The following is a 10,757-nucleotide window of genomic DNA, read 5'->3' on the forward strand; positions in this document are numbered from 1 at the left end:
CGTTTTCTTGGTTGCCGACAATCCGAACGGTCGGGTCCAGCTCGACGCCATCGCGCTGACGATGCTGCGGGTCCGGCGGTTCACCAGGTTCCGGATCCGGCCGGCCGTCTACCGCGACTCCCGTCCCACCCGGATCACCGCGTGGACGGTCGGCGGTGAGCCGGTGCCGTTCGCCGACGCCGTGACGCAGCGGTTCGAGCCGTTCGCGCTCGGCCGGTCGTGGGGGCGCCCCTGGGACACGACCTGGTTCGACGTCCGCGGCGAGGTGCCCGCCGGCTGGGCAGGGGGACGGGCCGAGCTGGTCGTCGACCTGGGGTTCACCGGGGATCAGCCCGGGTTCCAGGCCGAGGCGCTGGTGTACCGGCCGGACGGGGAGGTCGTCAAGGCGATCGAGCCGTACAACTCCTGGGTCCCGCTGCCCGAGCCGGGTCCCTTCCGGCTGCTGGTCGAGGCGGCTGCGAACCCGATCGTCCAGGTGCCCTACGAGTACGAGCCCACGGCGATGGGCGACCGGGCGACCGCCGGCGACCGGCCGCTGTACCGGCTCACCGACCTGTCGGTGCGGGCCCGCGATCTCCAGGTGTGGGAGCTGCTCCAGGACGTGACCACCCTCGACGGGCTGGTCGACGTCCTCCCCGAGCACGGAGCGCGGCGCGCGGAGATCGCCTACGCCCTGGAGCGGATGGTCGACGTCATGGACCCCGACGACGTGGCGGGCAGCGCCGCACGCGGACGCGAGGTCCTCGCACCGGTGCTGGCCGGCCGCGCGGCGGACAGCTCGCTGATCGTGTCGGCGGTGGGGCACGCCCACATCGACTGCGCCTGGCTGTGGCCGACCCGGGAGACCGTGCGGAAGGTGGCGCGGACCTTCGCCAACGTGCTGGACCTCGCCGAACACCACCCGGACTTCGTGTTCGCCGCCTCGTCGGCACAGCAGTACGCCTGGCTCAAGGAGAGCCAACCGGGCCTGTTCGAACGGGTCCGCAGGGCGGTGGCCGACGGGATGATCCGCCCCGTCGGCGGCATGTGGGTCGAGTCCGACACCAACATGCCCGGGGGTGAGGCGCTGGCCCGGCAGTTCGTGCTCGGCAAGCGGTTCTTCGCCGAGGAGTTCGGGGTGGACAGCGAAGAGGTGTGGCTGCCGGACTCGTTCGGCTACACCGCGGCCCTGCCGCAGATCGCCCGAGCCGCCGGCGCCCGCTACTTCCTCACCCAGAAGCCGTCCTGGAACGAGACCAACGCGATGCCGCACTCCAGCTTCCACTGGGAAGGCATCGACGGCTCCCGGGTGTTCACCCACTTCCCGCCGGCCGAGACCTACAACTCCGACCTCGGCGCCGCCGACCTGGCCCGCACCGAGCGGACGTTCCGCCAGAAGGGGAAGGCACGGCACGTCCTCGGGCTGTACGGGTGGGGCGACGGCGGTGGCGGACCCACCCGGGAGATGCTGGCCATGGCCCGGCGCAAGCACGATCTGGACGGCTCGCCCCGGGTGCGGTTGGACGACCCGGACCACTTCTTCCGCACCGCCGAGGCGGAGCTGCCGGCGCCGCCGGTGTGGGTCGGCGAGATGTACCTCGAACTGCACCGCGGCACCCTGATCTCGCAGGCGCGGGGCAAGCGGGGCAACCGCCACAGCGAGGCGCTGCTCCGGGAGGCCGAGCTGTGGGCGGCGACCGCGGCCGTCCGGCGGGGCGCCCCCTACCCGTACGACGAGCTACGGCGCATCTGGGAGCGGGTGCTGCTGCTCCAGTTCCACGACATCCTGCCGGGGACGTCCATCGCCTGGGTCCACCAGGACGCCGCACGGGACTACGACCGGCTGGCGAGCGAGCTGACGACCCTCATCACCACGGCGCTCGACGCGCTCCGCGGCACGGACGACGCCACCCCGGTCGCCGCCAACGCCGGCCCGTACCCGCGGCACGGCGTGCCGGCGCTGGGCATCGGACCGGCGACGCCGCCCGAGCCGGCCGCACCGCGCCGGGTGAACGACCGGTTCGTGCTCGACGACGGGACGCTGCACGTCGAGATCGACCGGCGCGGCACCCTCGTCTCGGTCGTCGACCTGGCCGCGGATCGGGAGCTGCTGCCGCGGGGGGTCGCGTGCGGTGTCCTCCAGCTGTTCAGGGACACCCCACGCGAGTGGGACGCCTGGGACATCAACGACGAGGACAAGCGCAGCGGCGTCGACCTCGTCGAGCCGGCGTCGATCGACATCGTCGACGACGCGGTGGTGGTGCGCCACGAGCGCGGCCGTACGGTGCTCACCCAGTCCGTCCGGCTGTCCGAGGGCACGATCGGCTACGCCTTCGACATCGACTGGCACGAGTCGCAGAAGCTGCTCAAGCTCGCCTTCCCGCTGGACGTCCGGACGGACCGGGCCACCTCGGAGATCCAGTTCGGCCATCTGCACCGGCCGATCCACCAGAACACCTCCTGGGACACCGCCCGGTTCGAGACCGTCGCGCACCGGTGGATCCATGTCGGCGAGCCGGGCTACGGCGTCGCCATCGCCAACGACGTCGTCTACGGCCATGACATCCGGGGTGCGCAGGCGCCCGACGGCCGGCCGATGACGACCGCGCGACTGTCCCTGCTGCGCGCGCCGCGCTATCCGGACCCCTCCGCCGACCAGGGACGACACACCTTCTCCGTGAGCCTTCGACCCGGTGGGATCCCGGACGCCGTCGCCGACGGGTACGCCCTGCACCTTCCGCTGCGCACCGTGCCGGGCGCTGCCGCGGAGCCGTTGTTCGAGGTCAGCGATCGCGCGGTCGTCGTGGAGAGCGTCAAACTCGCCGAGGACCGCTCCGGAGACCTCGTCGTGCGGCTGTACGAGGCACACGGCAACCGCTCGCGCGCGAGCGTGCGGACCCGGTTCTCCTGGCGCGAGGCCGTCGCCACCGACCTGCTGGAGCGCGCCGTGGACGGCGCGGCGGTCCGCGGGACGACACCCGGGAGCGCGGTCGAGCTCGAACTGCGCCCGTTCGAGCTGCTCACCCTCCGCTTCCGCGACCCGGTGGCCTGAGCCCTGTCGACCAGCACAGACGAGCACAAGAGCACAGAGCACAGAGCACAGAGCACGACGGAAAGGCTGTCCATGTCGGTTGAACGGTTGCCGGTTGAACGGTCCGATCTGCCGCGGCCGGAGTATCCGCGGCCGCAGTTCCGGCGCGAGCGTTGGCTGAACCTCAACGGCAGATGGGGGTTCGAGATCGACCGGTCCGACACCGGTCGGGAGCGCGGGCTGGTCGAGCGGGAGCTGGCCGGCGAGATCGTGGTGCCCTTCGCGCCCGAGGCCCGTCTTTCGGGGGTCGAGGAGCAGGACTTCATGCGGGCGGTCTGGTACCGCCGGCTGCTCACCGTCCCGGCGCAGTGGGCCGGTGACCGGGTGCTGCTGCACTTCGGTGCGGTCGATCACGACACCACCGTGTGGGTGAACGGGGTCGAGGTCGGGCGGCACCGGGGCGGGTTCTCCGGCTTCAGCTTCGACATCACCGATGCCGCCCCCGCCGGTGTGCCGGTGCCCGTGGTGGTGCGGGCGCGCGACGATCCGCAGGCACCGCAGGCCAGGGGGAAGCAGTCGGTGCCGTACGCGCCGCGCGCGGCGAAGTACCGGCGCACCACCGGCATCTGGCAGACCGTGTGGATGGAACCGGTGCCCCCGGTCGCCGTCCGTCGCCCCCGCATCACCCCGAACGTGGCGGCCGGCGCGCTCGACGTGGTGGTGCCGCTCTCCGCGAACCTGCCCGGCGGTGTGGTGCACATCGCCGTACGCGACGCCGCCGGCGTCGTGGTGCACGGCACCGTACGCGCCGACCTCGACCTGGCGCCCCGGCTGAGCCTGGCGCTGCCGCCGGAGCGGATCCGGCTGTGGTCACCGGCGGACCCGCACCTCTATGACGTCGACGTCGAGTTGCGGGACGCGGACGGAGGGCTCGTCGACACCGTGGAGTCGTACGCCGGCCTGCGCAGCGTCGCCATCACCGGCAGGCAGATCCGGATCAACGGCGACGTCGTCTTCCAGCGCCTGGTGCTGGACCAGGGCTACTACCCCGACGGGCTGATGACCGCGCCCGGCGACGCCGACCTGCTGCGCGACATCCAGCTCGGGCAGGCGGCCGGCTTCAACGGCGCACGGCTGCACCAGAAGGTCTTCGAGGAGCGCTACCTCTACCACGCCGACCGGCTGGGCTACCTGGTGTGGGGCGAGTTCGGCGACTGGGGCTGCAACACCGGCGAGGGCCAGTCCACCAACCAGCGACCGGACGCCTCGTACGTCCAGGAGTGGCTGGAGGTGCTGGAACGGGACCACTCCCACCCGGCGATCGTCGGCTGGTGCCCGATGAACGAGACCTGGCAGGACTACGGCGACCGGATCACCGCGCTGGACGACGTGATGCGCGGGATGTTCCTGGCCACCAAGGCCCACGACACCTCCCGGCCGGTGCTCGACACGTCCGGCTACGCCCACCGCGTCGCCGAGTCCGACGTGTTCGACAGCCATGACTACGAGCAGGACCCGGCCGCGTTCACGGCCAACCACCGCGCGCTCGGCGACGGCGAGCCCTACGTGAACCGCTCCGACAGCACTGGCGCCTCCTGGTCCATCGGCTACCGCGGCCAGCCCTTCTTCGTCAGCGAGTTCGGCGGCATCTGGTGGAACCCGGCCGAGGCGGAACGGCCGCAGTCCGCCAGCACGTCCTGGGGGTACGGCGACCGGGTGCGCACCGTCGAGGAGTTCCACGCCCGGTTCGACGGCCTGGTCAGGGCCCTGCTCGACCACCCGGACATGTTCGGCTACTGCTACACGCAGCTGACCGACGTCTTCCAGGAACAGAACGGCATCTTCGGATTCGACCGGTCGGAGAAGTTCGACGTCGAGCGCATCCGCGCGGCACAGCTGCGGCCAGCGGCGATCGAGGTCGACGCACGCCGGCAGGGCTTCCGGTGCACCCGGAACGAGGCCGCGGACGAAGCGGAAGGCGTGGACGGAGCGGAAGGCACGGACGGAGCGGAAGGCACGGACGGAGCGGAAGGCACGGAAGGAGCCGACGCATGAGGGCCATCATGGTCATGTTCGACAGCCTGAACCGGCACATGCTGCCTCCTTACGGCGCGGACTGGGTGCACGCCCCGAACTTCACCCGCCTCGCGGCCCGCACCACCGCCTACGACAACTGCTACGTGGGGTCGATGCCGTGCATGCCGGCACGCCGCGAGCTCCACACGGGCCGGCACAACTTCCTGCACCGCAGCTGGGGCCCGCTGGAGCCGTTCGACGACTCGATGCCCGAACTCCTCAAGCAGCACGGCGTGTACACCCACCTGGTCAGCGACCACCAGCACTACTGGGAGGACGGCGGCGCCACCTACCACGGGCGCTACACCACCTGGGAGTTCTTCCGGGGCCAGGAGGGCGACGCCTGGAAGGGCCAGGTGGCCGACCCGGTACCGCCCGCTGACCTGCACAGCAACCGCAACGACCTGTGGCGCCAGGACTGGGTCAACCGCGCCCACATGGACACGGAGGAGAAGCACCCGCAGACGCTCACGTTCGACGCGGGCCTTGAGTTCCTGCGCGTCAACCGGGCCGAGGACGGCTGGTTCGTCCAGATCGAGACCTTCGATCCGCATGAGCCCTTCTTCACGCACAAGAACTACAAGGACCTCTATCCGCACGACTACGACGGCCCGCACTTCGACTGGCCGGACTACCACAAGGTCACCGAGACCGACGAGCAGGCCACCCACGCACGCTTCGAGTACGCCGCCCTGCTGTCCATGTGCGACCACTCACTGGGCCGGGTGCTGGACGCCATGGACACCTACGGCCTGTGGGACGACACCATGCTGGTCGTCTGCACCGACCACGGCCTCCTCCTCGGCGAGAAGGGCTGGTGGGGCAAGCTCGTCCAGCCCTGGTACAACGAGCTGGCGCACATCCCCCTGTTCGTGCACGACCCGCGCCGGCCGTCGCACGCCGGCAGCCGGCACGCCGGCCTCGTCCAGACGATCGACCTCGCCCCGACACTCCTGGAGTTCTTCGGCGTCGACCGCACACCCGACATGCAGGGCCGCCCCCTGGCCGAGGCGACGGACGGCACCGGAGGCGAGGTGGCACTCCGGAAATCGGCGATCTTCGGCATGTTCGGCGGCCACGTCAACATCACCGACGGCCGCTGGGTCTACATGCGTTCCTGCCACGACGCGACCAACCGGCCGCTCCACGAGCACACGCTGATGCCCACCCACGGGCGCGGCCGCTTCGCCCCGCACGAACTGGTCGACGTCGAACTCGCCGGGCCGTTCACCTTCACCAAGGGCGTGCCCACCCTGCGGGCCCCCGCCAGAACCGGCCCCGGTTTCGACCCCTTCCGCTTCGGTGCGCTGCTGTACGACCTGGCCGACGATCCCCGGCAGGAGCGGCCGATCCAGGACGACGAGGTGGAGCTCCGCATGATCCGGATGCTGGTGGAGCAACTCCGGGACGCTGACGCACCGCCCGACCAGTACGAGCGCCTGGGCCTGCCCCGCAGCCCCGACCAGGTGACCACCGCCCACCTCCAGATCGCCGCACACCGCGACCGGCCCCGGCAGTCGGCGGCGCTGGCCCCCGCCCCACGGGCCGACGAGTTCCCGGAGAGCAGGCTGAACCTGCGTACCCCGCTGGCCGTGCTGTTGTCCGACCCGGTGGCCGTGGAAGCGGTCCGCCGTTTCGTGCCCGGTGTCACCGACACCGAACTCCTGACGGTGCGCGGCTCCGTGTCCCTGCTCCAGCTGTCCGCCGCCACCGGCCAGCCCGACCGCGAGCAGCTGGCCGGCCTCGCGGACGAGCTGGCGCGCCTCTTCCCCATGAGCTGAGCCGGGAGGGTCGGCGCGGCCCACGGCACGAGGCTCGGGTTCGAGACGGCCACCGGGTCGTCGTTCGTCAGCGCAGCGGTGTCACCGGCGCGCCGTTGACGTAGACGTCGTGGAACGAGACCTCGTCCACGTACTGGATCACGCTGTCGGCGGTGGCCGTGTCGAAGCGGCAGTCGTCCAGGGTGAGCCGTGTGATGTGGTCGTCCGTGTAGCCCTTGGCCAGGATCGGGTAGTGCGTCTGCGCGACCGAGACACGTGCCAGGTGGATGTCCCTGACCAGCGGGTTGAAACCGTGTCCCGGCCCTTCCCCGTAGGAGAAGTCGATCTCGACGGCCGCGTTGTTCAGGTGCTGCACCTCGGTGTCGCGCAGGTACACGTCCTCGATGAAGCCGCCGCGGGCCGAGTTCGTCTTGAGCCGCAGGCAGTCGTTGAGGTCGATGCTTTCCATGCGCAGGTCGCGGGCGTAGAGCCGGCGCACCCCGCCGGTCATCTCGCTGCCGATGGTGACGCCGCCGTGGCCCGTGGTGAAGGTGCAGTCCTGGATGACGATGTCCTGGCACGGCACGTCGACCCGCCGCCCGTCCGCGTTCTTGCCGGCCTTGACGGCGATGCAGTCGTCCCCCGTGGTGAACGTGCAGCCGTCGATCACCACGTGGTCGCACGACTCGGGGTCGCAGCCGTCGTTGTTGGGGCCGAGGCTGTGTGCGGTGACGCCCTGCACGGTCACGTTCGTGCACAGCACCGGGTTCATCTGCCAGTTCGGGGTGTTGGTGAGGGTGACCCCGGAGATGAGGACGTTCTGGCAGCGGTAGGGCTGGAAGAACTGCGGGCGCAGGTAGTGCCCCTGGCCGAACACCCGCTCCTGGACCGGGACCCCGCGTTCCGCCATGTCTGCCAGCAGGGCTCCGTCGGCGTCGCCGGTCGGGTCCCCGGGCTCCCAGCCGAAGGCGGCCTTGCCCGACCAGGGCCACCAGTGGGCGTTGTCCGCCTGGCCGTCGAGGGTGCCGCCGCCGGTGACGGAGATGTCGTGCTGGCCGTAGGCGTAGAGGAACGGGGAGAAGTTCATGCACTCGATGCCGCCGTCGCGGGTGAGCACCGCGGGCAGGTAGGCGGCCGGATCGGTGCTGAACGCGATCGTGGCCCCCTGCTGGACGTGCAGGTCCACTCGGCTGCGCAGCCGGATGGGGCCGGTCGGATAGCGGCCCGGCGGAACGACCACATGCCCGCCGCCGTGTGCGGCGCAGGCGTCGATCGCGTCCCGGAAGGCACGTGTGCAGTCCGTCGTGCCGTCCCCGACGGCGCCGAAGCGGCGCACGTCGACGGTGCGGTGCGGGATACGGGGGCGCCGGGTCTCCCGCACGATGCGGTCGGCCTCCGGCCAGGGCGCACCGCCGGTGGCCGCACCAGCGCGCGCACCGGTGGCCGCACGCGCCGGGGGCACGCCGTAGGCGAGCAGCCCGCCGACCACGGGGCTGGTGGCCAGGAGCGCTCCTGGGCCGGTCTTGAGGATGCTGCGACGACTGGGCCGGCTGGGACGGCCGGGACGACCTTTCACGGCAACTCCTCGCGTTACGGAGGGCTGTTCATGGAGGGGTGTTCACGGGTGCTGTTCACGGGGTGCTGTTCACGGGGTGCTGATCTTCGGTTCCCCCGGCTCCGCTCCGTCGGTGCGAATCCGGAAGCGGGTGAACCGTGCGGTTCCCGCACCGCCGGGGCCGCCGGGCGGTGCGGTGGCGAACAGGCCGAGCAGGGCTCCGACCCAGCGCCACGGTGTGGCGGCGAAGACCTGCCCGGAGCCCTGGAACCCGTCGCCGGTGTCGGCGAGGAAGCGGCAGCGTGCGCCCGTGTCGACCGCGATGCGCAGCCGGGCCCGGCCGTCCGGCGCCGGGCGTGCCGTGCCCGCGTCGCGCTCGGCGTCGGCGACCTGCTCGGCGAACCGGTGCACGAGCTGCACCGTGCCGTCCGCGCCGCGCTCCAGGCCGATCCAGGTGTAGGCGTTGCCCAGCACCGCAAGGCCCGCACGGGCACCGGGCTCCCGGCTGGTCAGGTGCAGGTCGACGGTCACCGTGCAGACCTCCGCGGGCAGCCGCTGGGTCAGCACGTGCGCCTGTCGACGCAGGTCGTGCAGGTGCTCGCTGCGGACGCAGGTCAGGTGCAGGCCCGCGCCCTCATGCGGCCCGGACCAGCCGTCGCCCGGGTTCGCCGCCCACTGCCACTGGAGCCCATGCTGCCCGTTCGGGAAGTCGTCGTCGGTCGCGGGCACCGCCGCCGGCCCGGCGGGCAGCTCGGGCTTGGCGTGGACCAGCACCGGCTCCCCTCGGTCGCCCAGCTCCGGCCAGCCGTCGTCCGTCCAGCGCATCGGTTGCAGATGCACCACGCGCCCGTACGCGCCGCGGTCCTGGAAGTGCAGGAACCAGTCCTCACCGGTGCCGGTGCGCACCCAACCGCCCTGGTGGGGGCCGCTGATCTCGGTGCTGCCCTGTGCGAGGACCACACGGTGTTCGTAGGGTCCGAAGAAGTCCCGGGCCCGGAACGCGCCTTGCCAGCCGGTCGGCACCCCGCCGGCCGGGGCGAAGATCCAGAACCAGCCGTCGTGCCGGTACAGCTTCGGGCCTTCCAGCGTGAACCAGCCGGGGATCGCGTCACCGTCGACGATGACGGTGCCCTCGTCCAGGAGCCCGGTCGCGTCCGGGCGCATGCGGTGGCCGGTGAGCCGGTTCTTGATGCCGGCGCGGGACTTGGCCCAGCCGTGCACCAGGTACGCCTCGCCCGTCTCGGCGTCCCACAGCGGGCAGGCGTCGATGAGCCCCTTGCCCTCCTTCACCAGCACCGGGCGTGACCACGGGCCTTCGACGCGCTCGGCATGGACCTGGAAGACACCCTGGTCGGGGTCGCCCCAGAAGATCCAGAACCGGCCCGCGTGGTGCCGGATGGACGGTGCCCACACCCCGCAGTCCTGGCGGGGCTCGGCGAACTCCTCCGGTGGTTCGAGGCGCTCCAGCGCATGCCCGACGAGCGTCCAGTTGACCAGGTCGGTCGAGTGCAGCAACGGCAGTCCCGGGGCCCGGCCGAAGCTGGAAGCCGTCAGATAGAAGTCCTCACCCACCCGCACCGGGTCCGGATCGGACCAGTCCGCGTGCAGGATCGGGTTCCGGTACCTCCCGTCGCCGAGATCGCCAGTGCGCCGGTCGACGCCCATGCCGTCACTGCCCTCCCGTCCTGAATCCGGCGGCCCGCTCCTCCAGGGCCGGCCCGCACACCGGGAGAATGGTGTCGGTGCGGAGGCCACGGCCCGTCAGGAGTCGCATATCGCATCTCGTATATGACGTACGAAGCGCGACGAGCATGAAAGTAAGAGCAGCCTCCCGCATTCGTCAATGCCTTTAACAAACTCACGCTTCCCAAAGCGGCCGACAGCCGAAACTTTCGAAATGGTGTCGAGAATTCCTTGCACCCACTTCACCGGAAGGATTCGGAGAGGATTTTCTCCGGGCGCGGTCGCACCAGGGGCACTCTTGTGCGTGCACCCTCGCCGATCTCGCCCAGCGAGGCGGGGGAACTTCCGCAACTGTCGCAACTGTTGCGACCGTCGCGGCTGTCGCGACACTTCGACGTCGCCGATGGCGTAGGTCGCCGCACCCCGGAAAGTCGATTCGACATCGAATTCGATGACATGGCGATCCTCTGACGGGCTTGCGGACCTGAAGTCATCGGCACCGTACGGCGGACCGAACGTGCGCCATCCGGCAGGGAAAGGGCCAATTCAGGTCAGGAGTTTCGACGGAACGGGTGTGAATGCGCGCGTCGGACCGCTACCATCCCCGTCGGTGTGGGAGCGCTCCCGTCTCGTGGGACGGCGCGGCCCGGAGAGCCAGCACAGCCCTCAGAAA

Annotated in this window: 5 protein-coding genes; 3 read left to right on the forward strand and 2 right to left on the reverse strand. The window is 71.1% G+C overall.

Features of this window, described 5'->3' with window-relative positions; translation table 11 throughout:
- Nucleotides 1–61: 61 nt before the first annotated feature.
- The 3 genes from NQO67_RS12330 to NQO67_RS12340 all read left to right on the forward strand — a co-directional run bounded on the left by NQO67_RS12330 (nucleotide 62) and on the right by NQO67_RS12340 (nucleotide 6,867).
- Nucleotides 62–3,031: an alpha-mannosidase gene (locus NQO67_RS12330; RefSeq protein ID WP_255950030.1), complete on the forward strand. Its 2,970-nt coding sequence runs from the start codon at nucleotides 62–64 to the stop codon at nucleotides 3,029–3,031.
- Between the two features lie 72 nt (nucleotides 3,032–3,103).
- Nucleotides 3,104–5,065, forward strand: a complete 1,962-nt coding sequence (locus tag NQO67_RS12335; protein WP_255949910.1) for a glycoside hydrolase family 2 protein — start codon at nucleotides 3,104–3,106, stop codon at nucleotides 5,063–5,065.
- Complete coding sequence (locus tag NQO67_RS12340) at nucleotides 5,062–6,867, forward strand: sulfatase (protein WP_255949911.1); 1,806 nt, start codon at nucleotides 5,062–5,064, stop codon at nucleotides 6,865–6,867. Before NQO67_RS12335 ends, NQO67_RS12340 begins: the two co-directional genes overlap by 4 nt.
- A 67-nt stretch (nucleotides 6,868–6,934) precedes the next feature.
- On the opposite strand, the gene NQO67_RS12345 is transcribed toward NQO67_RS12340, so the two are convergent.
- Nucleotides 6,935–8,422 (reverse strand): glycoside hydrolase family 28 protein, encoded by a 1,488-nt coding sequence (locus tag NQO67_RS12345; RefSeq protein ID WP_255949912.1) that lies wholly within the window; start codon nucleotides 8,420–8,422, stop codon nucleotides 6,935–6,937.
- A 69-nt stretch (nucleotides 8,423–8,491) separates the two neighbouring features.
- Nucleotides 8,492–10,066, reverse strand: coding sequence for a glycoside hydrolase family 43 protein (locus tag NQO67_RS12350; RefSeq protein ID WP_255949913.1), 1,575 nt, complete (start codon nucleotides 10,064–10,066; stop codon nucleotides 8,492–8,494).
- Nucleotides 10,067–10,757 lie beyond the last annotated feature (691 nt).

Source organism: Streptomyces odontomachi (assembly GCF_024435355.1).
GTDB lineage: Bacteria > Actinomycetota > Actinomycetes > Streptomycetales > Streptomycetaceae > Streptomyces > Streptomyces odontomachi.

Bases quoted from the DNA above. Each gene is read 5' to 3' on its own strand.
- NQO67_RS12330 (WP_255950030.1), top strand. From the start codon at position 62: ATGCTGCGGGTCCGGCGGTTCACCAGGTTCCGGATCCGGCCGGCCGTC.
- NQO67_RS12335 (WP_255949910.1), top strand. From the start codon at position 3,104: ATGTCGGTTGAACGGTTGCCGGTTGAACGGTCCGATCTGCCGCGGCCG.
- NQO67_RS12340 (WP_255949911.1), top strand. From the start codon at position 5,062: ATGAGGGCCATCATGGTCATGTTCGACAGCCTGAACCGGCACATGCTG.
- NQO67_RS12350 (WP_255949913.1), bottom strand. From the start codon at position 10,066: ATGGGCGTCGACCGGCGCACTGGCGATCTCGGCGACGGGAGGTACCGG.